The sequence below is a fragment of the Sphingomonas sp. Leaf25 genome (assembly GCF_001421635.1).
Taxonomy (GTDB): Bacteria; Pseudomonadota; Alphaproteobacteria; order Sphingomonadales; family Sphingomonadaceae; genus Sphingomonas.
This window is the reverse complement of record NZ_LMKU01000029.1, coordinates 419,578-444,316: the sequence shown is the minus strand read 5'-3', so window position 1 is coordinate 444,316 and position 24,739 is coordinate 419,578. Positions and strand designations below refer to the sequence as shown.

General features: G+C 66.1%; 27 protein-coding genes and 2 tRNA genes. 13 read left to right on the top strand and 16 right to left on the bottom strand.

Annotation, left to right across the window (positions count from 1 at the left end; genetic code table 11):
- Positions 1-19: 19 nt before the first annotated feature.
- The 4 genes from ASE78_RS13835 to ASE78_RS13820 form a co-directional block, all read right to left on the bottom strand.
- Complete coding sequence (locus tag ASE78_RS13835; protein WP_056497921.1) at positions 20-2,023, bottom strand: hypothetical protein; 2,004 nt, start codon at positions 2,021-2,023, stop codon at positions 20-22.
- A 104-nt stretch (positions 2,024-2,127) separates the two neighbouring features.
- Positions 2,128-2,204, bottom strand: a tRNA-Pro gene (locus ASE78_RS13830).
- Positions 2,205-2,252: 48 nt separating this feature from the next.
- A tRNA-Ile gene (locus ASE78_RS13825) sits at positions 2,253-2,328 on the bottom strand.
- A 52-nt stretch (positions 2,329-2,380) separates the two neighbouring features.
- The gene (locus ASE78_RS13820; protein WP_056497920.1) at positions 2,381-3,367 is read right to left on the bottom strand and encodes a quinone-dependent dihydroorotate dehydrogenase; all 987 of its coding nucleotides are present in this window, start codon (positions 3,365-3,367) and stop codon (positions 2,381-2,383) included.
- Positions 3,368-3,806: 439 nt separating this feature from the next.
- Here ASE78_RS13820 and ASE78_RS13815 point away from each other — a divergent pair, with 439 nt between their 5' ends.
- The 9 genes from ASE78_RS13815 (at position 3,807) to ASE78_RS13775 (ending at position 12,276) form a co-directional block, all read left to right on the top strand.
- The gene (locus tag ASE78_RS13815; protein WP_056497919.1) at positions 3,807-4,235 is read left to right on the top strand and encodes an RrF2 family transcriptional regulator; all 429 of its coding nucleotides are present in this window, start codon (positions 3,807-3,809) and stop codon (positions 4,233-4,235) included.
- Entirely contained in the window at positions 4,235-5,707 is a 1,473-nt protein-coding gene (gene sufB, locus ASE78_RS13810) for a Fe-S cluster assembly protein SufB (RefSeq protein WP_056497918.1), read from the top strand. Before ASE78_RS13815 ends, sufB begins: the two co-directional genes overlap by 1 nt.
- A complete protein-coding gene (locus ASE78_RS13805) occupies positions 5,704-6,000 on the top strand; it encodes a hypothetical protein (RefSeq protein ID WP_056497917.1) in 297 nt (98 codons plus the stop codon). Before sufB ends, ASE78_RS13805 begins: the two co-directional genes overlap by 4 nt.
- Positions 6,001-6,273: 273 nt before the next feature.
- The gene (sufC, locus tag ASE78_RS13800) at positions 6,274-7,017 is read left to right on the top strand and encodes a Fe-S cluster assembly ATPase SufC (RefSeq protein WP_056497916.1); all 744 of its coding nucleotides are present in this window, start codon (positions 6,274-6,276) and stop codon (positions 7,015-7,017) included.
- Positions 7,014-8,093, top strand: a complete 1,080-nt coding sequence (locus ASE78_RS13795; protein ID WP_056497915.1) for a SufB/SufD family protein — start codon at positions 7,014-7,016, stop codon at positions 8,091-8,093. Before sufC ends, ASE78_RS13795 begins: the two co-directional genes overlap by 4 nt.
- A gap of 118 nt (positions 8,094-8,211) precedes the next feature.
- Positions 8,212-9,417 carry a cysteine desulfurase gene (locus tag ASE78_RS13790; RefSeq protein WP_056497914.1) on the top strand — a complete coding sequence of 402 codons (1,206 nt, stop codon included), beginning with the start codon at positions 8,212-8,214 and terminating at the stop codon, positions 9,415-9,417.
- Complete coding sequence (locus tag ASE78_RS13785; RefSeq protein ID WP_056497913.1) at positions 9,414-9,869, top strand: SUF system Fe-S cluster assembly protein; 456 nt, start codon at positions 9,414-9,416, stop codon at positions 9,867-9,869. The genes ASE78_RS13790 and ASE78_RS13785 overlap by 4 nt, the downstream gene beginning before the upstream one ends.
- Positions 9,869-10,216, top strand: a complete 348-nt coding sequence (locus ASE78_RS13780) for a HesB/IscA family protein (protein WP_056497912.1) — start codon at positions 9,869-9,871, stop codon at positions 10,214-10,216. The genes ASE78_RS13785 and ASE78_RS13780 overlap by 1 nt, the downstream gene beginning before the upstream one ends.
- 17 nt (positions 10,217-10,233) lie before the next feature.
- A complete protein-coding gene (locus ASE78_RS13775) occupies positions 10,234-12,276 on the top strand; it encodes a TonB-dependent receptor (protein WP_056497911.1) in 2,043 nt (680 codons plus the stop codon).
- A gap of 123 nt (positions 12,277-12,399) precedes the next feature.
- Here the strand turns inward: ASE78_RS13775 and ASE78_RS13770 are convergent, their stop codons facing one another.
- The 7 genes from ASE78_RS13770 to ASE78_RS13740 all read right to left on the bottom strand — a co-directional run bounded on the left by ASE78_RS13770 (position 12,400) and on the right by ASE78_RS13740 (position 18,092).
- Entirely contained in the window at positions 12,400-12,729 is a 330-nt protein-coding gene (locus tag ASE78_RS13770) for a hypothetical protein (RefSeq protein ID WP_156349118.1), read from the bottom strand.
- Between the two features lie 49 nt (positions 12,730-12,778).
- Positions 12,779-12,988, bottom strand: a complete 210-nt coding sequence (locus tag ASE78_RS13765; protein WP_055759434.1) for a hypothetical protein — start codon at positions 12,986-12,988, stop codon at positions 12,779-12,781.
- A gap of 56 nt (positions 12,989-13,044) precedes the next feature.
- Positions 13,045-13,257, bottom strand: coding sequence for a cold-shock protein (locus ASE78_RS13760; RefSeq protein ID WP_055759437.1), 213 nt, complete (start codon positions 13,255-13,257; stop codon positions 13,045-13,047).
- A 203-nt stretch (positions 13,258-13,460) separates the two neighbouring features.
- Positions 13,461-13,874 (bottom strand): hypothetical protein, encoded by a 414-nt coding sequence (locus ASE78_RS13755; protein ID WP_056497910.1) that lies wholly within the window; start codon positions 13,872-13,874, stop codon positions 13,461-13,463.
- Between the two features lie 80 nt (positions 13,875-13,954).
- Positions 13,955-16,918: an excinuclease ABC subunit UvrA gene (uvrA, locus tag ASE78_RS13750; protein ID WP_056497909.1), complete on the bottom strand. Its 2,964-nt coding sequence runs from the start codon at positions 16,916-16,918 to the stop codon at positions 13,955-13,957.
- Positions 16,915-17,289 (bottom strand): GCN5-related N-acetyltransferase, encoded by a 375-nt coding sequence (locus ASE78_RS13745; RefSeq protein WP_200911061.1) that lies wholly within the window; start codon positions 17,287-17,289, stop codon positions 16,915-16,917. The genes uvrA and ASE78_RS13745 overlap by 4 nt, the downstream gene beginning before the upstream one ends.
- A complete protein-coding gene (locus ASE78_RS13740; RefSeq protein WP_056497908.1) occupies positions 17,286-18,092 on the bottom strand; it encodes a DUF1206 domain-containing protein in 807 nt (268 codons plus the stop codon). Before ASE78_RS13740 ends, ASE78_RS13745 begins: the two co-directional genes overlap by 4 nt.
- Before the next feature lie 169 nt (positions 18,093-18,261).
- On the opposite strand from ASE78_RS13740, the gene ASE78_RS13735 reads away from it, so the two are divergent.
- Positions 18,262-19,080, top strand: a complete 819-nt coding sequence (locus tag ASE78_RS13735) for an energy transducer TonB (RefSeq protein ID WP_056497907.1) — start codon at positions 18,262-18,264, stop codon at positions 19,078-19,080.
- A gap of 9 nt (positions 19,081-19,089) precedes the next feature.
- Here ASE78_RS13735 and ASE78_RS13730 read toward each other — a convergent pair whose 3' ends face one another.
- Entirely contained in the window at positions 19,090-19,548 is a 459-nt protein-coding gene (locus tag ASE78_RS13730) for a hypothetical protein (RefSeq protein WP_056497906.1), read from the bottom strand.
- Positions 19,545-19,979: a copper chaperone PCu(A)C gene (locus ASE78_RS13725; protein WP_056497905.1), complete on the bottom strand. Its 435-nt coding sequence runs from the start codon at positions 19,977-19,979 to the stop codon at positions 19,545-19,547. The genes ASE78_RS13730 and ASE78_RS13725 overlap by 4 nt, the downstream gene beginning before the upstream one ends.
- Before the next feature lie 153 nt (positions 19,980-20,132).
- On the opposite strand from ASE78_RS13725, the gene dnaK reads away from it, so the two are divergent.
- The 3 genes from dnaK to ASE78_RS13710 all read left to right on the top strand — a co-directional run bounded on the left by dnaK (position 20,133) and on the right by ASE78_RS13710 (position 23,758).
- A complete protein-coding gene (gene dnaK / locus ASE78_RS13720; protein WP_055759456.1) occupies positions 20,133-22,037 on the top strand; it encodes a molecular chaperone DnaK in 1,905 nt (634 codons plus the stop codon).
- A gap of 127 nt (positions 22,038-22,164) precedes the next feature.
- Positions 22,165-23,289, top strand: a complete 1,125-nt coding sequence (dnaJ, locus tag ASE78_RS13715; protein ID WP_055759458.1) for a molecular chaperone DnaJ — start codon at positions 22,165-22,167, stop codon at positions 23,287-23,289.
- Positions 23,282-23,758 (top strand): GNAT family N-acetyltransferase, encoded by a 477-nt coding sequence (locus tag ASE78_RS13710; RefSeq protein ID WP_056497904.1) that lies wholly within the window; start codon positions 23,282-23,284, stop codon positions 23,756-23,758. The genes dnaJ and ASE78_RS13710 overlap by 8 nt, the downstream gene beginning before the upstream one ends.
- A 182-nt stretch (positions 23,759-23,940) precedes the next feature.
- On the opposite strand, the gene ASE78_RS13705 is transcribed toward ASE78_RS13710, so the two are convergent.
- The 3 genes from ASE78_RS13705 to ASE78_RS19605 form a co-directional block, all read right to left on the bottom strand.
- Positions 23,941-24,324 carry a YdbL family protein gene (locus tag ASE78_RS13705; RefSeq protein ID WP_055759464.1) on the bottom strand — a complete coding sequence of 128 codons (384 nt, stop codon included), beginning with the start codon at positions 24,322-24,324 and terminating at the stop codon, positions 23,941-23,943.
- Positions 24,325-24,326: 2 nt separating this feature from the next.
- Complete coding sequence (locus ASE78_RS13700; RefSeq protein ID WP_055759467.1) at positions 24,327-24,521, bottom strand: YnbE family lipoprotein; 195 nt, start codon at positions 24,519-24,521, stop codon at positions 24,327-24,329.
- Positions 24,518-24,739: hypothetical protein (locus ASE78_RS19605; RefSeq protein WP_235515064.1), on the bottom strand; the 222-nt coding region annotated here is incomplete at its 5' end. The genes ASE78_RS13700 and ASE78_RS19605, both read right to left, overlap by 4 nt.

Here is a 24,739-nt window from a genome sequence, read left to right as displayed (position 1 = left end):
GACGGCTACGTGTTATCGTTCAAATATCTGACTTAGAGCGCGGTTCTCGTCGGCCCGTTCCATGCTTTAGTCGCGCAATTGGCCTAATGTTGATTGGCTGGCTGGGTTGGATATGCGCGGTCATGGGCGTCAATAGCTGTAGTGCGTCGAGCTTGATAGAAAGCTCTGCCTCCTCGTCATAGGTGCGCGCGGTTTCCGTTTCGCCTTCATGGCCAAACAGATCGCAGCGGACCTCGCTGGCGACACGTCCCTTCAAAAGCGTGGTGGCAAGGCCGCGAAAACTGTGCACGTCCTTGTCTTTCCATGCACCGCCAACGCGGTGGTGCCACGACGTGCCATCGGGAAAGGCCCACTGCCGCAGCGGCTTAAAAATCGACTTGTAGAACGTCCCGGCAAAAGTGGTCGATCCCGATGACTTCAATTCCGGGAACAGCAATGTGCATCCGGCAGATCGTAGCTGGGTCACGTAGTCGATGAATCCGAGGCGGATCAGTTCGGGATGGATCGGTAGCCTCCGGATCGACTGGATATTCTTGAGCGCGCGATCCTCGGTATAGTCAATCCGGAAGTAGGGGATCGGATCCAGTTCGTGCACCTCGGCCAGCCCCAGTCCGGCAAGTTCCGAACTGCGGCCGCCATACAAGGGCAGCATGAGCGGCATCCAGTACCAGGCGTCATGAATGATCTCGGCGCCCGGGTTCAGGCGGCGGTCGATTCCCGCCGCGCCAGTCCAAACTGGTGCGGACAAGAGCTTGGCGACCTCCTGTATCGTCCAATTGGCCCGCTTGTCGCGATCTCGCTTTTGCGCCTTGCGCGATGTCTTGCCGATGCCGGCCCGTGCCCCCTGGAAGGAAAGCGGCTTCGCCGGTCGATGTGCTTGTGGATCGTCATCTTCGCCGGCTGCATGGGCGAGAACGGCGTTGACCCATGTCAGGTGCTTGTTGATGGTCGTCTGACTGATGCCGATGTCGGCCGGTGGCATGGTTGCCGCTCGGACCAAGCTGGCAGCGATGCCGCCGGCTTGTTCCTCGCGGGTGCGCCCCCAACGATTCGGCAACGACCGACATAGGGTCGTAAAATCGCGGACGTGCGATTGCTTTAAGTCCTCGATGCAGATGTCGCTGCCGCAGGCGTAATCGAAGAGCCGCAATGCCGTCCGCACCTGCTTCATTGAATCCGTGTCCCAAGCGCCAGCAGTCTGATAAACCGTGATGCACTCCTCGGCCGCTTCAAGCAGGCGCTTTTTCTGACGCTCGGGAAGTGGGGATGCGGGCGGTTCATCGATAGCGACGGGCCCCGGTGCCATCGGCTCGTATGTCTCCACCGCAGACTGCGCCAGGGGAGTGGGCGAGCGCTCGACTTGTTCGAAGGCGAATGGCGCATCATCGATCAATGCCTCGTCGATCCATTGGGCCATGTCGTCGTCGCCAACGCGGAGGCGGGCAGTTGCCTTGCGGCATGCCGACGCACGAGCCGAGCAGATCGTCCGCGCCATCCGCGCGACGTTGTCCCGCGTGGAGGCGATACCGAAGGTCTCGCTATAACTGTCGAGCTGAGCCTTCGAAACCGGATCACCGTTCTGGAGATCGAACACCAGATCCGCCACCGCCTTCGCGCGCCCCTCGCTCCAGCCGGCAGCGACCAATCGGTCATGCTCGTTCAGTGTCCAACGCGCCTCGACGCCGTTGCGCCCAAGGAAAGCCCAGGCTTCGGCATAGATGGAATTGATCGTGGCGTGATCTTCCGACCGGGCGGGGCTGCCAATCTGATCCTGCTCGATACGCTGCAACTGCCAACGCAGGGCATCGCTGAACACCCGCTTCAGCTGATCGGGGGTCAGCCCCGTCGATTGACCATAGGCCACACGCAAACTCTCGACCGTCGCACCAAGTCTGTCTGCCATACACCGGGCGCGTTGATAATTCCCTGTGCCGAGCGACAGGGATAGCGGCACCGCCGCGCCGGCCACGGTGATCTTCCTGCGCCAGTGATAGCTGCCACCGCGCAGCTTGAGGTTCGGCAATCCCAATCCATCGCCCCCAATGGGTACAACGATGGGTACAGTCGTGGGTACAACCATTCCCGATCGCCCTGTTGGCGACGAGAAATCAAATACTTAGCGGATGATGGTCGGGGAGACAGGATTCGAACCTGCGACATCCTGCTCCCAAAGCAGGCGCGCTACCAGACTGCGCCACTCCCCGACGCCTAAGTGTCGTGCCCTAGTCGCAAAGACGGCGGGGCACAAGCGCTGGTGGGCCCGGCAGGACTCGAACCCGCAACCTAGCCGTTATGAGCGGCCAGCTCTAACCATTGAGCTACAGGCCCCCAGCGTGGCCGTCCGATAGCCTTGGCACGGGCGAACAGGCAAGCGTCTTTGCTACAGCCCCGCCACGATCCGCCGGGCCAGCCCCGGCCCTTCGTACACCAGCGCGCTGTAGAGCTGGACGAGGCTGGCCCCCGCGTCGATCCGCGCGCGCGCTTCGGCGGCCGACCCGATCCCCCCCGCCGAGATAACCGGGATGGCGCCGCCGGTAATGACGATCGCCTCGGCCAGCTTGGCGCGCGCCAGGGGGGCCAGTGGCGCGCCGGAAAGGCCACCGGTTTCCCCCGCCTTGGCCGACCGCAGCGTCGGCGGACGCGAGATGGTGGTGTTCGACACGATCAGCGCATCGATCCCGCCGTCGATCGCGGCCCGCGCGGCGACTTCCAGCCCGGCGCGGTCGAGATCGGGCGCGATCTTCAGGAACAGCGGCACGCGCTTGCCCCCCACATGCCGCGCGGCGTCGCTGGCGGCGATCAGCTCGCCCAGCTCGGGCTGCGATTGCAGGTCGCGCAGCCCCGGGGTGTTGGGGCTGGAAATGTTGATCGTGACGTAATCGGCGAGCGGCGCGGCCTTCGCCACGGCGGTGGCATAGTCGGCGATCCGGTCGACCGAATCCTTGTTCGCGCCAACGTTGATGCCGATCACGCCGGGGCGGGGGGTGAGCGCCGCGACCCGCGCCAGCGCCGCGTCGATCCCGCCGTTGTTGAAGCCCAGCCGGTTCACGACGCCGCGATCCTCGGGCAGGCGGAAGATGCGGGGCTTGGGATTGCCCGGCTGCGGCTTGGGGGTCAGCGTGCCGACCTCGACGAAACCGAAGCCGAGGCCGAGGAACCCGCGGATCGCCCGCGCATCCTTGTCGACGCCCGCCGCGAGGCCGACCGGATTGGGGAAGCGAATGCCCGCGACCGTCACTGCATGACGCTCGTCGCCGGGGGGGCTAAGCGGCGTACCGGCCTTCCCCCACGCCTCCAGCATGGCAATGGTCAGCGCATGCGCGCGTTCGGCGTCGAGGGTGAAGAGGAGGGGGTGATACCATGCCATGCGCGGTGCTCTATCGTCCGGCGGGGCCGGAAGGAAGATTCGGTTTCGTGGGATGGGGTGAAGAAAATTTGGTTCGCGCAGAGGCGCGGAGGCGCAGAGAGGGAAGAAGAAGGCTGGTTTGCACGCGAAGGCGCGAAGGCGCGAAGACACGAAGGGGTTACAATCATGGCATCGTCTCGCGTCAGCGAGACCTTCCTGCCGGGGATTGCTGGCAGGTTGAAGGCCGTTGGCACGGCAGAGCCCCTCCACGAGCGAAACCCCTCTGCGCCTCCGCGCCTCCGCGCGAACCAAATTCTTCTTCGCGTCTCCGCGCCTTCGCGTGAATCAAACCTTCTTCCTGAACAACAATCGATCACAGCCATCGACACAAACGCGGTTGACCTCACGCCCCCGCACGACCACATGCCAATCCGACCGGAATGATCCGATTAAGGAAGCGATGCGTCTCTCCAGCCTTGCCGACTATGCCGTCGTCCTGCTTGCCGCCACCGCGCGGCGCGGCGGAGATGCGCGTGCGACGGCGACCGTGCTGGCGGAGGAAACCGGACTGCCGCTGCCGACCGTGCAGAAGCTGGTTAGCCGCCTGTCCGCCGCCGGGCTGATCGAAACCGGGCGCGGCACCGGCGGCGGTTTCCGCCTCGCACGCACGCCTGCCACGATCGACTTGGCGCAGATCATCGAGGCGATCGAGGGGCCGATCGCGCTCACCACCTGCGTCGATGCCGCGCGCCATGATTGCGCGGTGGAGACGAACTGCATGATCCGCCCCCATGCCGGCACGGTCAACGCCGTGGTCCGGGGGGCGCTTGCGGGCGTGACGCTCGCCCAACTCGCGAACACCGGGGCGATGCCCCAAGAGGTAGTGTGATGGCCACGAAGAATGCCGAGGCGCTCGCCGCCGCGAACAAGAAGTACGAGTGGGGTTTCTCCTCGGACATCGAACAGGACTTCGCGCCCAAGGGGCTGAGCGAGGACACCGTCCGCTATATCAGCGCCAAGAAGAACGAGCCCGAATGGATGCTCGACTGGCGGCTGAAGGCGTATCGCCTGTGGCTGACGATGGCGGCGCCCGACTGGTCGAAGCTGAACATCGACCCGATCGATTATCAGGACGCTTATTATTACGCCGAGCCCAAGGCGAAGCCGAAGCTCGGTTCGCTCGACGAGGTCGATCCTGAGATCCTGCGCGTCTATGAAAAGCTCGGTATCCCGATCGAGGAGCAGAAGGTGCTCGCCGGGGTCGAGGGCGCGGTGCCGCAGCGCCGTGTCGCGGTCGACGCGGTGTTCGACAGCGTGTCGGTGGCGACGACCTTCCGCAAGGAACTCGAAGCCGCCGGCGTCATCTTCCGTTCGATCAGCGAGGCGATCCGCGAATATCCCGACCTCGTCCGCAAGTGGCTGGGCAAGGTCGTGCCGCAGCGCGACAATTTCTTCGCAACGCTGAACTCGGCGGTCTTTTCGGACGGGACGTTCGTCTACATTCCCGAAGGCGTGCGCTGCCCGATGGAGCTGTCGACCTATTTTCGCATCAATGCCGAAAATACCGGCCAGTTCGAACGCACGCTGATCGTCGCCGACAAGGGCAGCTATGTCAGCTATCTGGAGGGCTGCACCGCGCCGATGCGCGACGAGAACCAGTTGCATGCGGCGGTGGTCGAGCTGGTCGCACTGGACGATGCCGAGATCAAGTACAGCACCGTCCAGAACTGGTATCCCGGCGATGAGAACGGCAAGGGCGGCATCTACAACTTCGTGACCAAGCGCGCCTTGTGTCAGGGGAAGAACAGCAAGGTGTCGTGGACGCAGGTTGAAACCGGCAGCGCGATCACGTGGAAATATCCGTCGTGCGTGCTGGCCGGGGAAAACAGCGTCGGCGAATTCTACTCGGTCGCCGTCACCAACAACATGCAGCAGGCCGATACCGGCACCAAGATGATCCATCTCGGCAAGGGATCGCGCTCGACGATCGTGTCGAAGGGCATTTCGGCGGGGCGCAGCGACAATACCTATCGCGGGCTGGTGCGCGTCGCGCCGTCGGCGGAGGGCGTGCGCAACTTCACCCAGTGCGACAGCCTGTTGCTCGGCGACCAGTGCGGCGCGCATACCGTGCCGTATATCGAGGTGCGCAACCCCTCGGCGCAGATCGAGCATGAGGCGACGACCAGCAAGATTTCCGAGGACCAGATGTTCTACGCGCGGCAGCGCGGGCTCGACCAGGAGGCGGCAGTCGCGCTGATCGTCAATGGCTTCGCCCGCGAAGTGCTGCAGCAACTGCCGATGGAATTCGCGGTCGAGGCGCAGAAGCTGCTCGGCATCAGCCTCGAAGGGTCGGTGGGGTGATCGTGCTGGCGCTGGCGCTACAGGCGGTGGCACCGACCGCGCCCTATGCCGATTGCCTGTCGGCGCGGATCAATGCGGACCCCCGTATGGAGAAGCCGCCGGCCGAAGCCGCCGCGCGCGTCGTGATCTTCGACGACGCGGCCAAGGCGTGCGCGCCGGTACGGGCGAAGGTGGCGAAGGCGCATGCGGTCATGCTCGAGCGGATCGATGCGTCGATGAGAGCGGTGCTGGTCAACCCGCAGGCGGCGGAAGCGGAGTTCGGGACTGAGCCGGTTGCGGGCGAGACGCCGTGAACCGAGGTGGCAAGTCCTATGCCTAAATGGTTCGCGCTGGTAGCGATGGTGGTGTTGGCGGGGTTCACCTTTCTTGGAGGTAGGGCCGTGATGCGGTCGGTCAAAAGTGGTGTGCTGCACCGGTGGTTTGGACCGCACCCGGCGTTTGTGAAGCGGGTGCCGAAAGCAGGTTCGCCTACGCTGTAGTTCGGTGTCTTTATTCGTGCCGCAGGAGCGGTGATTTTTGGACTTTCCGCCGCTTTATGTGGCGCGTTTTTCTTGGGACTAGGCTAAATGCTGAAGATCGACAATCTCCACGCCGAAATCGACGGCAAGGAAATCCTCAAGGGTCTCTCGCTGAGCGTGAACGCGGGTGAGGTCCATGCGATCATGGGGCCGAACGGTGCCGGCAAGTCGACGCTCGGCTATGTGCTCGGCGGACGGCCCGGCTACGAAGTGACGCAAGGCAGCGTGACCTTCGGCGGCGAGGACCTGCTGGAGATGGAGGCCGATGCGCGTGCCGCCGCCGGGCTGTTCCTCGGCTTCCAGTATCCGGTCGAGATCCCCGGCGTGTCGAACGTCCAGTTCCTGCGCGAGAGCCTGAACAGTCAGCGCCGCGCCCGCGACGAAAAGCCGCTGTCGGGTGCCGAGTTCCTGAAACTCGCCCGCGCGCAGGCCGATGGTCTGGGCATGGACATGGACATGATGAAGCGTCCGGTGAACGTCGGCTTTTCGGGTGGCGAGAAGAAGCGCAACGAGATGGTGCAGATGGGCATCCTCGACCCCCGCCTCGCGATCCTCGACGAAACCGATAGCGGCCTCGACATCGACGCGCTGCGGATCGTCGGCGACGGCATCAACCGCATCATGCGCCGGCCGGACAAGGGCGTGATCCTCATCACCCATTATCAGCGGCTGCTCGATTACGTGCAGCCCGATTTCGTCCATGTGCTGGCCGACGGCCGCATCGTCCGTTCGGGGGATAAGGAACTGGCGCACAAACTGGAGCGCGAAGGCTATGGCGCGGTAGCGGCATGATGGCGACGCTCCCGACCAATGCGCAGGAGGCATGGCGCTGGGCCGACCTGACCGCGCTGACCACCGCCGCCGCCAGCGAGCGGGGGCAGGGGATCGCGGCCGATGGTTATTGGCTCGATGTGCCCGGCCCGCGCATCGTGTTCGTCGATGGCGTCTATGCGCCTGACCGGAGCACGCCCGGCCATGTCGCATGCACGCCCCTGACGCTCGATACCGCGCATCCGCTGGGGGTGCAGGCAAGCGGCGCGGCGGGCTGGTCGATCGACCTGTCGGCGAGCGAGATCGCCGATCCGGTGCAGATCGTCCATATCGCGACCGGGGCCGAGAACCATCTTCCCGCCCGGCTGACGCTGGACGAGGATGCCGTCGCGCAGGTGATCGAAACCTATGTCGGCACCGGATGGACCAACCGGCTGACGCAGATCGATCTCGAACGCGGCGCGCGACTGATGCGCAGCGTGCGGCTGCTCCAGAGCGGCGGGTTCGTGTCGATCCGGGACGAAGCAGTGGTGGGCGAGGCGGCGAGCCTCGTCAGCCATTTCCTCGGTGCCGGTGGCATGGGCAGCCGGATCGATGCGGTGCTGACGCTGGACGGCGATGCCGCCTTCGTCGATTATGGCGGCGCGTTGCTCACCCGCGACCAGCAGCGACAGGAATGCGCGGTCGCGGTGCGCCATGCCGCGCTCAATGGATCGAGCCGCCAGACATGGCGCGCGGTCGCCGCCGATCGCAGCCAGGCGAGCCTCGCCGCCCGCGTCGAGGTGGCGCGTGGCGCGCAGAAGACCGACGGCGAACAGTCGCTGCGTGGGCTGCTGCTGCAACGCACCGCGACCGTGAACCTGAAACCCGAACTCGAAATCTTTGCCGATGACGTGAAGTGCGCGCACGGCGCGACGGTCGGCGAACTCGATGCCAAGGCGCTGTTCTATCTGCGCAGCCGCGGCGTCAGTGAGCCACGGGCCAAGGCGCTGCTGACCACCGCGTTCGTCGCCGATGCGATCGACCGGATCGGCAACGACGTGGTGCGCGAGGCGTTCGCGGCGGATGCCGATGCGTGGCTGGAGGCGGCGCTTTGAGGGGCCTTGTCCGTCATTCCCGCGAAGGCGAGAATCCATTGCCGCGATGGCCGGTGATGGAGTCGCTATGGCAGCGTCTATGGATTCCCGCCTTCGCGGGAATGACGGAAGGGTATTGATGGCCGGCACCACCCCGCTCGACCGCGTCGCGGACTTCCCCGCGATCCCCGCCGGCTGGGCGTATCTCGACACCGCCGCGACCGCGCAGAAGCCGCAAGGCGTGATCGACGCGATCACGCGCGGCTATGACACCACCTATGCCACGGTGCATCGCGGCGTGTACCAGCGCTCGGCCGACATGACGCTGGCGTACGAAGCCGCCCGGCGGCGGGTCGCTGAATTCATCGGTGCCGCCGCGCCCGAGGAATGCGTATTCGTGCGCGGCGCGACCGAGGGGATCAACCTCGTCGCGCAGGGCTGGGCGGCGCGGCATCTGAAAGCCGGCGACCGGATCCTGCTGTCGATGCTCGAGCATCACAGCAACATCGTGCCGTGGCAACTGGTCGCCGAGCAGATTGGCGCGGCGATCGACGTCGTGCCGCTGACCGAGGATGGCCGGATCGATCTCGACGCGATGGCGGCGATGATCCGAACCGAACACAAGCTGGTCGCGCTGGCGCATGTGTCGAACGTGCTGGGGTCGGTGCTCGACGGCCGCCGCGCGGCGGACATCGCCCATTCGGTCGGCGCGAAGCTGCTGCTCGACGGGTGTCAGGCGGTGCCGCGCATCGCCGTCGACGTCGCCGCGCTCGATTGCGATTTCTACGTGTTCTCCGGTCACAAGCTGTACGGCCCGACCGGGATCGGCGTGTTGTGGGGCCGGGCCGACCTACTGGGCGCGATGCACCCGGTGCAGGGCGGGGGGGCGATGATCGATCGCGTGACCTTTGCGCGTACCACCTATGCCCCGCCGCCCGCGCGGTTCGAGGCGGGGACCCCGCATATCGTCGGTGCGCTCGGGCTGCACGCCGCGATCGATTATGTCGAAGGCATCGGGCTGGACGCGATCCATGCGCATGAAACCGCGCTGGTGCGCGCGACGCGCGACGCGCTGGGACAGCGCAACGCTATCCGTCTGCTCGGTCCCGACGATTCTGCCGGAATCGTCAGTTTCGTGGTGGAGGGGGTGCATCCGCACGACGTCGGCACCATCTTGGACGAGGAACGGGTGGCGATCCGCGCCGGCCATCATTGCGCGCAGCCGCTGATGGAGCAGTTGCAGGTTCCCGCCACCGCCCGCGCCAGTTTCGGCGTGTATAACGGCATGGCCGATGTCGAGGCGCTGGTCCGCGGACTGGACAGGGTAAGCAGGATTTTCGGATGAACGACGAACGCAGCTTCAAGGTCGAGGAAGTCGATGCCGTCACCCCGCCGCCGCGGGCGCGGGTGGAGGACGCCGAGCCGCGTCGCCGCGACTATCTCGGCGATTTTCTGGCGCAGAAGCCCGAGCCGGTCGGGGGCGGTGAGCCGGGCGGCGACGTGTACGAGGCGGTCATCACCTCGCTCAAGGAAATCTACGACCCCGAAATCCCGGTCAACATCTACGACCTCGGGCTGATCTACGGCGTCGACGTGGGCGACAACGGTCATGTCACGGTGACGATGACACTGACGACGCCGAATTGCCCGGTGGCGGAATCGATGCCGGCCGAGGTCGAATTGCGCGTCGGCGCGGTGCCCGGCGTCGCGACAGCGGACGTGAACCTCGTCTGGGATCCGCCATGGGACCCGCAGAAGATGTCGGACGACGCCAAACTCGAACTGGGAATGTTGTGATGGCCACCCGCGTCCGCCCCGCCGCGATCCTGCTGACCCCCAATGCCGAGCGCCGCGTCGCTGACCTGATGGCGAAGGCGCCGTCGGACGCGATCGGCGTCAAGCTGTCGACGCCGCGTCGCGGTTGTTCGGGGCTCGCCTATTCGGTCGATTACGTCACCGCCGCCAGTCCGATGGACGAGCGGATCGAAACGTCCGGCGGCAGCCTCTTCGTCGATGGTGGATCGATCCTGTATCTGATCGGATCGACGATGGACTGGGTCGAGGACGATTTCACCGCCGGGTTCGTCTTCACCAATCCCAATGCCAAAGGTGCGTGCGGGTGCGGCGAAAGCTTCACGGTCTGATCGTTCACCCGCGGGGGATGGGCGTGACGCGATTGTTGGGACTGCTGGCGCTGTGGCCGATGGCGGCGGCGGCGCAGACCGACGATCGGGCCGAGATCGTCGTGACCGGTCGTGGCCTGGCCGACGCGCCGGGTGATGCTGCCTATGACATTGTCACGCTCGATCGCGACCGGATTCTTGATTCCGCCAGCGGCCGGCTGGAGGATGTGTTGCGTGACGTCGCCGGCTTGCAGCAGTTCCGCCGATCCGATTCGCGCACCGCCAATCCGACGTCGCAGGGGATCACCCTGCGCGGGCTCGGTGGTAATGCGTCCAGCCGCGCGTTGCTGCTGCTCGACGGTGTGCCGCAGGCCGATCCGTTCGGCGGCTGGGTCGCGTTTCCCGCCTATGCGACCGACCGGCTGGGACGGGTGCGGATCACGCGCGGCGGCGGCAGCGGTGTCGCCGGACCGGGGGCGCTGGCCGGCACGATCGAACTCGACAGCGCGCGGCCGGACGATCTGTCGCCGCTGAGCGCGACGCTGGCCGGCGGCAGCCGTGCGTCGATCGATACGCGGGCGGGCGTGGCGCTGGTTCGCGGCAGTGGCTTCGCGACGTTCTCGGGCGCCTATGCGCGTGGCGACGGCTTCGTGCCGGTCGTCGCGGAGGATCGCGGCCCGGCCGATCGGCCGGCACCGTTCGAACAGGCCAGCGCCGCCGCCCGCGCGGTGATCGAGATCGCGCCCGCGACCGAGTTTCAGGCGAATATCTCCGGCTTCACCGACCGGCGCGACCGTGGCCTCGACTTCACCGACAACCGCAGCGAGGGAGCGGACGCCAGCGTGCGGCTGGTCGGCCGTGGTCGCACCCCATGGTCGGCGCTCGCCTATCTTCAGACCCGCGCCTTCGCCAGCCGTTTCGCCAGTGTCGGTGCCGGCCGGGCGACCACCGTGCTGACGCTTGACCAGTATAACGTCCCCGCCATCGGCCGGGGCGGGCGGGTCGAAGTGGCACCGACGTTCGGTCCGGTCACGGCGCGGATCGGCGGCGACCTGCGTATCGTCGAGGGCGAGACGCAGGAACTTTACACCTATGTCGCGGGCAGCCCGACGCGGCGGCGGGTCGCGGGCGGTCGCAACGCGACGGCTGGTGCCTTTGCCGATGTCAGCGTCGTGCTGGGGCAGGTGACGCTCAGCGCCGGCGGCAGGATCGATCGCTGGCGGATCGCCGATGGTCGTCTCACCGAACGGCCGCTTGCTGGCGGCATGCTGACCGATCAGCGCTTCGCCGATCGCAGCGGATGGCAGCCGACCGGTCGTGCGGGGGTCGCGTGGCTTGCCGACGACGCGGTGACGGTACGCGCGGCGGGCTATCGCGGGTGGCGGCTGCCGACGCTCAACGAACTCTATCGCCCGTTCCGCGTCGGCGCGGATGCGACGGCGGCCAATGCCATGCTCGCGCCGGAGACGATGTGGGGCGGGGAGGTCGGCGTCGACCTGCGTCCGGCCGATGGGGTACGGATCGCCGCGACGGCATTCGCCAACGACCTGCGCGACGGCATCGCCAACGTCAGCGTCGCCAACGGTCCCGGCACCTTTCCCGGCGTCGGCTTCGTCTCGGCGGCGGGGGTGTATCGGCGACGGGCGAACCTCGACCATGTGCGCGTGCGCGGCGTCGAACTCGATGGCGAGGCACGGTTCGGCGCGTTCGAGGCAAGACTGTCCTATGCGTATAGCGACGCGGTCGTTCGCGACGCCGGTTTGCTCGACGGACTGCGCCCCGCGCAGACCCCGGCGCATGGCGCATCTGCCAGTTTCGGCTGGCGGCGGAATGACTGGGCGCTGGTCGCGACTGGCCGCTATGTCGGCCCGCAGTTCGAGGATGACGCCAACTCGCGGCGGCTGAACGATGCGACGACGCTCGATCTGGTCGCGCGGGTGCCGCTGACCAGGCGGGTCGGGCTGGAAGCGCGTGCGGAGAATGTCACCGATGCCCGGATCGAGGCGGCGATCGGCGGCGACGGCGTGGTCGAACGGGCCAGTCCGCGCACCTTCTGGCTGGCGCTGCGCTTCGAAGGATAGGCGGAACCTTGTTGGACGCTGACGGGTCCGGGTCCTTCGACCGATTATCAGCGAGCGGGAACGGAAGCTGAAACCCGAGCGACGTCGGCGATAATTAGGCCGATGTCGCTCCGGTCAAGCCAGTCAGCCGATTTGCGAACGCATGCTGCCGCGCGGTTCGACGATCGTGGGCACCGGGCCGGTCGCGGGGCGCAGTCCTTCGCGCTCGCTTGCCGGTACGGCGGCGGTGGGATCGGGACGGAACGCTTCTGGCGCACGACCGGTCGACCCGGGGCGGGGCTGGTCCAGCGCGAGATCGGGGGCGGTATGTTCGGCATTGCCCGGACGCCGTCGGGCGAGCAGGACGCCGAAAAGTCCTACGGCGACACCGGTCGCGGCGAGCGCTAGGGTGCGGATCGTTGAAATGCCGGCCGTTGGCGGCGTTTTCACTTTATGGTTGGTATGCTTGGCCATCATCGTTCCTTTTGCGTCATCCCGATAACGGGCGGAACGAGCGAAGGGTTCAATTGGCCGTGGCAGGATCGGTCCGCTTGGCGGTTGCGGCTTCGCGGATCAGGCGCTGTTCGGTCGTGCGTTCGGCACGGTCGGCCATCGCGGTCCACGCCTGTTCGGCGCGCAGGCAGCGATCGCGCACATTGTCGAGCGTCGCGGCATCGGCATTCGCCCGCTCGACGGCGGCGCGGGTGCGATAGGCTTCGGGGCTGTCTGCCAAGGGTTGGGTCTTTCGGCTGGATGCGGGCGCGCCGGAAGGCGCGCCCGGTACACGGATCAGTCAGCGGCAGTCAGGTTGACTGCGCTCATCTTGCCGCGACGGTCTTCTTCCAGTTCGTAGCCGACGCGCTGATTCTGGTTCAGCGTAATCATGCCCGCGCGCTCGACGGCCGAGATGTGAACGAAGGCATCGTTGCCGCCATTGTCCGGCGCAATGAAGCCATAGCCCTTGTCGGTGTTGAAGAATTTGACGGTACCAAGAATGGCCATGAAGATTTTCCTTCCAAGCGTTCCGGGCGGCGGAACAGCCCGCGCCCGTTGCCAGAGGCAGCAGGGAAAGAAGGACCATGCCGCAAAGCAGGAAACCGTCGATTTGCGACTGTAGCGGCCTGTAGATGGTAACTGGACGAACGAATACAAGGGGCCGGAGCGGCAGAACCGCTCCGGCCCCTCGACTTTGATCCGCGCTGGCGTCAGCGGCAGCGGACGTTGTTGCGATCGATCGCCTTGCCACCTGCCGCACCGGCAACGCCGCCGATGATCGCGCCGAGCAGGCCCGACCCGCCGGGGGCGATCGCGGTGCCGAGCGCGCCGCCCGCAAGGCCACCGATAATCAGACCGGTGGTGCCATCGTTGCGGCGGCAATAATAGCGGCCGTCCTGCCCGACATAGACCCGCTCGTTCGACGACAGGCGGCGCTCGTTATAGCGGCGGTCGTCGCGATAATAGCGCGCGGCATCATAGCCGTTGTAGGCGGGATCGGGGCGGTCCCAATCGTACCGGCTGTAGCCACCGGCGTCAGCATAGCGGGGACTGCCCATGCCATAGTCCGAGCAACCGGAAACCAGCGTCGCGGCAGCGACGATGCCGAGGGTGAGCGCGCGCATGAGACGATCCTTCACTTGATGCAGATGAAGTCGAAATGTCGCGCGCCGCCAGAGGTTCCTTCGGTGTCGCTATCGGTCGCTCACTCCGCCGCCTGCGCCTTGGCCGGGGTCAGCAGCGGTTTCAGATAGCGTCCGGTAAAGCTGCCCTCGACCGCGGCAACCTTTTCCGGGGTGCCTTCGGCGACGACGCGACCGCCCTTCACCCCGCCTTCGGGGCCCATGTCCAATATCCAGTCGGCGGTCTTGATGACGTCCAGATTATGTTCGATCACCACCACGGTATTGCCCTGTTCCACCAGTTGGTGGAGCACTTCGAGCAGCTTGCGCACATCCTCGAAATGCAGCCCCGTCGTCGGTTCGTCGAGGATGTAGAGTGTGTTGCCGGTCGCGCGTCGCGCCAGTTCCTTGGCCAGCTTCACCCGCTGCGCCTCGCCGCCCGACAACGTCGTCGCCTGTTGGCCGACCTTGACATAGCCCAGGCCGACCTCGGCTAGCATTGCCATCTTGTCGCGGATCGGCGGCACCGCCTTGAAGAACTCGACCGCGTCCTCGACGGTCATGTCGAGCACGTCGGCGATGCTGTGCCCCTTGAACTTCACCTCCAGCGTCTCGCGATTGTAGCGCGCGCCGTGGCAGACATCGCATTCGACATAGACGTCGGGCAGGAAGTGCATCTCGATCTTGAGCACGCCGTCGCCTTGGCATGCCTCGCACCGGCCGCCCTTCACGTTGAAGCTGAACCGGCCGGGCTTATAGCCGCGCGCCTGCGCTTCGGGCAGTCCGGCGAACCAGTCGCGGATCTGGGTGAACGCACCGGTGTAGGTCGCCGGGTTCGACCGCGGGGTGCGGCCGATCGGCGACTGGTCGATGTCGATCACCTTGTCGAGATATTGCAACCCGGTGATCTTGTCGTGCTTGCCCTGCACGATCCGCGCGCCGTTCAGCGTGCGGGCGGCGGCGGCATAGAGCGTGTCGATGGTGAAGCTCGACTTGCCCGATCCCGACACGCCGGTAATGCAGGTGAAGGTGCCGAGCGGCAGCGACGCGGTAACGCCGGTCAGGTTGTTGGCGGTGGCGTTATGCACCGTCAGCTTCTTGCCATTGCCCTTGCGGCGCTTGTCCGGCAGCGGCACCGACCGCGTGCCATTGAGGTAATCGGCAGTGATCGATCCCTTGGCCTTGAGCAACTGTTTCAGCGTTCCCTTGGCGACGACTTCGCCGCCATGGACGCCCGCGCCCGGCCCCATGTCGATCACGTAATCGGCGGTGCGGATCGCATCCTCGTCATGCTCGACCACCAGCACGGTGTTACCGAGGTCGCGCAGCCGCCGCAGCGTGGCGAGCAGCATGTCGTTGTCGCGCTGGTGCAGTCCGATCGACGGCTCGTCGAGGACGTAGAGCACGCCCGACAACCCGCTGCCGATCTGACTGGCGAGGCGGATGCGCTGGCTCTCGCCGCCCGACAGCGTGCCGCTGGTGCGGTCGAGGTTCAGGTAATCGAGCCCGACATTGTTGAGGAAGCCCAGCCGCTCGACGATTTCCTTGAGGATCGACTGGGCGATCGCCTTTTGCTGGTCGTTGAAATGCTCGGGCAGCGCCTCGAAGAAGCGCAGCGCGTCGACCACCGACAGATGCGTGGCATAGGCGATGTCCTGCATCGCCACCTTCACCGCCAGCGCTTCGGGCTTCAGCCGCGCGCCGTGGCAGGTCTCGCACGGCTGCGACGCCTGATATTTCGACAGTTCCTCGCGCATCCACGCGCTTTCGGTCGACAGCATCCGCCGGTTGAGGTTGCCCAGCACCCCCTCGAACGGCTTCTTGACGTCATAGGACTTCTTGCCGTCGATGAAGGTCAGCGTCACCGGCTTGCCGGCGGTGCCGTGCAGGATCACTCGCTGCGCCTCTTCGGGCAGTTCCTTCCACGGCGTGTCGAGCGAGAAGGCGAACGCCTTCGCCAGCGATCCCAGCACCTGCATGTAATAGGGCGACGGCGGATTGGATTTCGCCCAAGGTACCACTGCACCCTTCTTTATGCTCAGCTCGTGGTTGGGGACGATCAGGTCCTCGTCGAACTCCAGCCGTTCGCCAAGGCCGTCGCACGCCGGGCACGCGCCTTGCGGCGCGTTGAAGCTGAACAGGCGCGGTTCGATCTCGCTGATCGTGAACCCGCTGACCGGACAGGCGAATTTTTCCGAGAACACGATGCGGTTGTCGGGGATGCCGGCACCTTTCAGCTTGCCGGTCTGCGGCGCGGCTTCGGTTGCACGATCGCCTTGTTCGCTGGGGATCGGCGGATTGCCCGACTGCGCTTGCGCGACCGTGGTATCGACCAGATCGACATAGGCGAGGCCATCCGCCAGCTTGAGCGCCGTCTCGAAACTCTCGGCAAGGCGCGTCGCCGCTTCCGGGTTCACCACCAGCCGGTCGACGACGATCTCGATGTCGTGCTTGAACTTCTTGTCGAGCGCCGGCGCATCCTCGATCAGATGGACTTCGCCGTTCACGCGGACGCGCTGGAACCCGGCCTTCTGCCACTCCGCCAGCTCTTTGCGATATTCGCCCTTGCGCCCGCGCACGACCGGGGCCAGCAGCAGCAGCCGCGTGCCCTCGGCCAGCGCCAATACCCGGTCGACCATCTGGCTGACGGTCTGTGCGCTGATCGGCAGGCCGGTCGCGGGCGAATAGGGGACGCCGACCCGCGCCCAGAGCAGCCGCATGTAATCGTAGATTTCGGTGACGGTCGCGACGGTCGAGCGCGGATTGCGGCTCGTCGTCTTCTGTTCGATCGAGATCGCGGGGGACAGCCCCTCGATATGCTCGACGTTGGGCTTCTGCATCAGTTCGAGGAACTGGCGCGCATAGGCCGACAGCGATTCGACATAGCGCCGCTGCCCCTCGGCATAGATGGTGTCGAACGCAAGACTCGACTTGCCCGACCCGGACAGTCCGGTGATGACCGTCAGCGTATCGCGCGGGATGTCGATGTCGACGCCCTTGAGGTTGTGCTCCCGCGCACCGCGGACGGAGATATGGGTCAGGCTCATGCGGTCCGTTCTATCTTCGTTCTTGTGGATTGGCCAGAGCGGGACATGGGGTTCGCGCCGTCCGGTTTCGAGGGGGCAAGTTTGCCGCGCCAGTCGAGCGAACGGCGGTTGAGGTCAGCCATGTCCCGGGTTCCGGCGATCGCCGCCTCGCCCAGCGCGACCGCCCGTTCGAGGATGGCGACGTCGGCATGGGCATAGGCGGGGCGCCCCGCAACGTGATCGTACCACCGCCCGCCACAGGCGTTGTCGAGCAGGATACGCTGGAAACAATGATCGGCGCGGACCGGCCAGCCGCGCGACCCGGCGAGTGCGGGCAGGGTCCGACGGATCAGTTCCATCCAGCGGGCTTCGAGCGCGGGTCGATCGTTCACGCCGGCAGATCGACGGTGATCCGCCGCCAGCGAGCCTCGACCATGCTGTAGACCCCGAATGCGATGAAACCCAGTCCGGTCGCGGCGAGAAGCCATTGGCCGCCCGACTGGCGCTGCAACGTCGCGAGGGCATGGGCCATGCCCCCCACCTTGCTGGCATTGGCCGCCCATGCCGCCGTGGCGAAAAATACGGCGATCAGCGCGAAGACCAGCGCCCGCGCGCCATAGCCGATCCGTCCGATCGTGCAGACATGCGCCGGGATCGGTGCGCCCGCCGAAAGCTCACGGACGAAACCGCCGTCCCATGCCTTCTTCGCCTGTTGTGCCGCCGCCGCGATCAAACCGCAGGCGACCAGCGCCACCAGTCCGCGGCCAAGCGGCTGGTCGAGCAGCCATGCGGTCCAGTCGTGCGTGCTTTCCTCGCCGCCCACCCGGCCACCGGCGCTGGTGGTGTGCATCGCCAGTCGCGCGGCGGTCCATGCAAGGATGACATGGGCGATCCCGCTGATCGCATGGCCGGCACGCCGGAAAGCGCCTTTCAGCGACTTTGCCCGCGCCTCGGGATCGGTCAGCGCCTCGGTCAGCCGCCACAGCGCATAGCCGGCCAGCCCCGCCGCCATCAGTCCCAGCAGCACTTCCCCGAACGGCTCGTCGGCAAGGCTGGCGATCGCGCCCTGATTGTCGCCGACCTTGCCGCCGCGCAGCGCGGCATCGATCGCGAACCACCCGACGATCCAGTAGACGATGCCACGCGCCGCAAAGCCGAGACGGGCGAGAAGGGTAGCACCGGTACGGGTGGTCATCACGGGCAAGGCTTTCGGACAGGACGTTCGGATCGTTTCGCTGCGCCAACCAATCGATATGGCGCGAAGTTCCGGTGGGTTACGCTTGCCCGACCGGCGCGGACGATGCTGCTTGCGAACGGCGGCGGCATGCGGAATGGTCATGGTCCGGCAGGGAGGAACAGAGCGGATGATGCGGTGGACGATGGCGGCGATGCTTCTGACGGGACAGACCCCCGCCACCGCGCCGCTTGCTCCGGTTTCCGGTTGGAACGTGGAATATGCCGACGACCTTTGCGTCGTTAGCCGGGCCTATGGCGATGTGGCAACGCCGATCACCATCGGATTCAAGCCGACGCCGTTCGGCGATACCATCCAGTCGGTGGTGTTCGGTCCGCGCTCGCGGCTTGGTCCACAGGGCGAGATCGACGTCACGCTATCGACCCCGTCCGGGACCGTCGATGAACCGGGGAAGGGGACGCGCGTCCACCTGCCCGATGGCAAGCGCGCCGCGATCACCTATTATATTTCCAGACAATCGCTGGAACGGCTGGTCGACAGCCCCGTCGTGACGATCCGTGCCGGACGCAGCGCGCCGCTGACGGTGGCATTGTCGTTGCGGCAACCGGTCCTGGCCGCACTGAGACGCTGCGAAGCCGATCTGTTGCAGCACTGGGGATATGATGCCGCCAGGATTGCCGCGGTAGCAACCCGTGCCGGTCCGGCACCGGGCGACAATCCCAAACGCAACTGGATCACGCCCGACGATTATCCGACCGCCGCCTTCACCGCGCGCAAGCAGGGGCGGGTGCTGATCGGCTGGACGATCTCTCCGCAAGGGCGGGTGACGGATTGCAGGATATTGCGATCCTCGGGGGTGGCGGACCTGGATACCGCCGCCTGCGACGCCGTGACCAGGCGCGGGCGCTACAGTCCGGCATTGGATGCCGCGGGCAAGCCGGTCGAATCCTATTCGACGCGCTACGTGACCTGGCAGTTGCCGGGCTAAGGCCGCGCGTCACCTGCCGAAGGGCAGCAGCGCCTCGTACACCTCCAGCGGCGGCTTGTCCGCCAGCCGCACCCCCTGCCGCAACAGGAAGGCATGCCGCACGATCTCGCCCTGCTGTTCGATGCCATAGGCGTCGAACGGCTTGGCCGGTACGATGGTGTAGCGATAGCTGCACAACGGATGCCGCATCAGCGGCAGCCAGTATCGGCCACGATGCTGCGTCTGATGGATGTGCATCATCTCGTGCAGGAACAACGCGGCAAGGTCGCGCCCGGCCGATGCGAAATCGTCGCGATAGAGCGTGCCCTGCGGGTGGAAATGGATGCAGCCGGTCGGCGCCATCGCCACCTGTCTGGGCTGGAAGAACGCCCATTTGCTGTTGGAAACCCGCGCCTGGTCATAGGCGATCGTATCGCCGAACATCGTGCGGGCGAGATCGACTTCGGCCGGAGTGAGCGGGCGCTTCATTCGGGAGCCGGATCGCCCGCACCGACCAGCCGGGCAGTAACGGTGACGTCCCCCTGCCGGTCGAACCGGAAGGTCAGCGGGATCGTGCTCCCTGCGCGCGGATCGCCGGTCAGATCGAACAGCATCGCATGCGCCCCGCCGGGTTTGAGAGCGGCCGTCCGGTCACGCGGCAGCGGCAGGCGTTGCAACGGCCGCATCCCTGCCATGCCGCCATGACCGTTCATGCTCTCGTGCAATTCGACGCGGCCCGCCGCCGGGGTGGTGATGCCGATCAACGCATCGTCGGACGATCCGGGGGAGAGGATGGCGTAGGCCGCCGCCGGCCGTCCCGGCACGGCGGGCAGGCGTACCCAGGCGTCATCGACTGTCGTCGGCGGCTGACATCCCGCCAGCATCGCTGCCATCATCAGCCCCGGCCACCGTGTCTTCACGCCCACGCTCCCACCTCGATACGGTTCCCTATGCCCGGCATAATCTTGCGGCAAGGCGAACCCTGCCTATATCCGCCGACGTAACGACCCGTGAGCGCCTCCCCAGGCGGCGGGTTTCAGGCATTCTTTCAACCCGGGGGCCAATGAGGGACCATGGCTAAAGTTATCGGCATCGATCTGGGCACGACCAACAGCTGCGTCGCGGTAATGGAGGGCGGAAGCCCTAAGGTCATCGAAAATGCGGAAGGCGCGCGTACCACGCCGTCGATCGTCGCCTTCGCGAAGGACGGCGAGCGGCTGATCGGTCAGCCCGCCAAGCGTCAGGCGGTGACGAACGGCGACAACACGATCTTCGCGGTGAAGCGCCTGATCGGCCGCCGCTTCGACGATCCCGTCACCAAGAAGGACACCGAGCTGGTCCCCTACGCGATCGCCCGTGGTCCGAACGGCGATGCGTGGGTAAAGGCGGGTGGCGAGGAATATTCGCCGTCGCAGATCAGCGCGTTCATCCTGCAGAAGATGAAGGAAACGGCCGAATCGTATCTCGGCGAAACCGTGACGCAGGCGGTCATCACCGTGCCGGCGTACTTCAACGATGCCCAGCGTCAGGCGACCAAGGACGCCGGCAAGATCGCCGGCCTCGAAGTGCTGCGCATCATCAACGAGCCGACGGCGGCAGCGCTTGCCTACGGTCTCGACAAGGACAACAACAAGACCATCGCGGTCTATGACCTTGGCGGCGGTACGTTCGACATCTCGGTTCTCGAGATCGGCGACGGCGTGTTCGAGGTGAAGTCGACCAACGGCGACACCTTCCTCGGCGGTGAGGATTTCGATGCCAAGATCGTCCAGTTCCTCGCCGATGAGTTCAGGAAGGTCGAAGGCATCGATCTGACCAAGGACAAGCTGGCACTCCAGCGGCTGAAGGAAGCCGCCGAAAAGGCCAAGATCGAGCTGTCCTCGACGCAGACGACCGACGTCAACCTGCCGTTCATCACGGCGGATGCGACCGGTCCGAAGCACCTCGTCAAGTCGATCACCCGCGCTGATCTGGAACGGCTGGTCGAGGATCTGGTCAAGCGGACGCTGGAGCCGTGCAAGAAGGCGCTGGCCGATGCCGGCGTGCAGGCGAGCGCGATCGACGAGGTCGTGCTGGTCGGCGGCATGACGCGCATGCCGCGCGTCCGCGAAGTCGTGAAGCAGTTCTTCGGCAAGGAGCCGCATACCGGTGTGAACCCCGACGAGGTCGTGGCGATCGGTGCCGCGATTCAGGCCGGCGTGCTGCAGGGTGACGTGAAGGATGTGCTGCTGCTCGACGTGACCCCGCTGTCGCTGGGCATCGAGACGCTGGGCGGCATCATGACGCGGATGATCGATCGCAACACGACCATCCCGACCAAGAAGAGCCAGGTCTATTCGACCGCCGACGACAATCAGCAGGCGGTGACGATCCGCGTGTTCCAGGGCGAGCGCGAAATGGCCGCCGACAACAAGATGCTCGGCCAGTTCGATCTGGTCGGCATTCCGTCGGCCCCGCGCGGCGTGCCGCAGATCGAGGTCACGTTCGACATCGACGCCAACGGCATCGTCAACGTGTCGGCCAAGGACAAGGGCACCGGCAAGGAACAGCAGATCCGCATCCAGGCCTCGGGCGGCCTGTCGGACGGCGACATCGACCAGATGGTGCGCGATGCCGAGCAGTTCGCTGAAGAGGACAAGAAGCGGCGTGCGTCGGCCGAGGCCAAGAACAACGCCGAATCGCTGATCCACACGACCGAGCGCCAGTTGGCCGACAATGGCGACAAGGTCGACGCTTCGCTCAAGTCCGAGATCGAGGCGGCGATCGCCGAGACGAAGTCGGCGGTGGAGAGCGGCGACAGCGAGCGCATGACCGAGAAGAGCCAGGCCCTGGCGCAGGTCGCGATGAAGCTGGGTCAGGCGATCTACGAAAAGCAGCAGCAGGCCGAAAGCGCGCCCGCTGCCGATGCCACCGCGGACAAGGCCGACGACGTGGTCGACGCCGAGTTTTCGGAAGTGGACGACAGCCAGAAGGCGTAACCAACGCCCCTCCCTCTCCCCCTTGNGGGGGGGGGGGGGGGGGGGGGGGGGGGGGGGGGCATCGGGCGGGTCGTTTCGGACAACCCCCTCTCCCAACCCTCTCCCCTGAAGGGGAGAGGGCTTTTTAATGACCACCGAAGTCGATTTCTACGAACTGCTCGAATGCGAGCGCACCGCGGATGCAGGCACGATCAAATCGTCCTATCGCAAGCTCGCGATCCGGTATCATCCCGACAAGAACGCCGGCTGCAAGGACAGCGAGGCCAAGTTCAAGGCGATCAACGAGGCCTATGACTGCCTGAAGGATCCGCAGAAGCGCGCGGCCTATGATCGCTACGGCCATGCCGCCTTCCGGCAGGGGGCGGGCGGCCCCGGCGGCGGCGGCGCGCAGGACTTCAACGGCTTTTCCGATATTTTCGAAAGCGTGTTCGGCGAATTCATGGGCGGCGGGCGGCAGGGCCGTGCCGGCCCCCGGCGCGGCGCCGACCTGCGCTACGACATGGAAGTGTCGCTCGAGGAAGCCTATCACGGCCATCAGACGCAGATCACCGTCGATGTCTCGACCGCGTGCAGCCCGTGCGGTGGCAGCGGCGCGACGCCGGGCACCAAGGCGCGGACGTGCCAGACCTGCGCCGGTCACGGCAAGGTGCGGGCGCAACAGGGGTTCTTCGTCGTCGAACGCGCCTGCCCGATGTGCCACGGCGCGGGGCAGGTAATCGCCGATCCATGCCCGGTCTGCAACGGCGAGGGCCGGGTCGAACAGACCAAGACGTTGCAGGTCAACGTGCCCCCCGGCGTCGACGAGGGCACGCGCATCCGGCTGACGGGTGAGGGTGAGGCGGGTGCGCGCGGTGCGCCGTCGGGCGACCTCTACATCTTTCTCCACGTCAAACGGCATGCGCTGTTCGAGCGTGAGGGCACGGCGCTCCATGCCCGCGCGCCGATCAGCTTCACGACGGCGGCGCTGGGCGGGACGATCGATATTCCGGGGCTGGACGGCGCGACCCACAGTATCCGCATTCCTCCTGGCATCCAGTCGGGCAAGGAACTGCGCCAGCGCGGTGCGGGCATGCCGGTGCTGCAGGGACGCGGCCATGGCGACATGGTGATCCATATCGAGGTCGAGACGCCGACCCGGCTGTCGGCGCGGCAGAAGGAACTGCTTGAAGCTTTCCGCGAAACCGAAACCGGCGAGGAATGCCCCGAATCGAGCGGCTTCTTCGGCCGATTGAAGACCGCCCTCGGTGGCTGAGTGGCGTCGGGCGACGGCGGCGGATGCGTCCGCCGTCGCCCGTCTCGCCCGCGCCGAACTGGGCGAGTATGGCGAGGCGGCGGGACTATACGCCGAACGGATCGCGCTGGCCCCGGAGGGGTGCCATGTGCTGGTCGCGGATGACGCGGTCGTCGGCCATTGCATCAGCCATCCGTGGCGGCGGTTCGCGCCGCCGGCGATGCACGCGCTGCTGGGCAGCGTTCCAACGAACGCCGACTGCTGGTATCTTCACGACGTCGTCGTCGCAGGCGAGGGGCGGGGACAGCGTGCCGTCGAGCGGTTGCTGCCACTGCTCATAGAGGCAGCACGCGCGAAGTGCATCGAAACGCTTGCACTGATCGCCGTCGGCGGGGCCGACGGATACTGGTCACGGCTCGGTTTTCGTCCCGTGGCCGGCGGGGCGGAGGGGTTCGGACCCGACGCCGTCTATATGGAACGTCCCGCTTAGCGACCGATCCGTTGCAGCGGAAGCGTCGCCCCAGCGAAGGCCGGGGCCTCAAGCGGCTCCTGTCTCGCGCTATCCGCGAGAGATCCCAGCCTTCGCCGGGATGACGCATACTTCATGGTGGCTGGACTGGCCTTCAATCCGCTCGCCATCCCGGCTTGAGCCGGGACGACGGCCGTTACCTCTCAAACGCAGCGCGGATCGCGCTCCGCCGGGCCGCTGCCCCGGGTCGCCCATTCGCCGCCCGGCGTCTTGTATTTCTCGCCCGGCTTGGTCTGGGCGACCAGGTTGCAGCCCGAGACGAACGCGAACTGCTCGACGGTCGCGCCGGCCTGCGCGCCGCGGGTATAGGCGGCCTTGCGCTGGATATTGATGTTGGCGACCAGTGCGCGCAGATCGGCCGATCCGCCACCGACGACACCCAGATAGCCATCGGGCTGTTCGCCGACCTGGCCGGCCGCGCGCGCCGCCTGATAGGCCGGATCGCGCTGCGCCCATGCGGTGCCCGCGATTCCGCCGATCGCCACCAGCGCCGCTGCGGCAAGGCCGAATTTAACAAATGCGTGCATGGTCAGAATATCCCTGGATTGTCCTGGATCAGCGTCTTCGCCTCACCATCGAGACGATACACCACTTCCTGCGTGATGTTGATGTTGAGATTGATGACGATCGGCTTGTCGGGCGCGGAAACGTTCACGCACCCACCGGCGGCCAGCGCCGCCGCTCCAATCGTCAGGAATCGCATCCTCGTCACCGTTTCGCTCATGGCACAGTCTCGCTTTCGGATGGCTGAATGGTGGTATCGAGCGGGGCGGGGGGCAAGCCCTGTTCCTGCCGCCGCTGTTCGGCCTGGAGTGCTGGCAGATTGCGTTCGATCAGCCGTTTGGGATCGTAATAATTCTGCACCGAATCGATCAGTTGGCGGAAGGGCGCCTTGATCCGCACGTTGAACACGAACGGCAGCCGCGCGAGGCGGCGGATCAG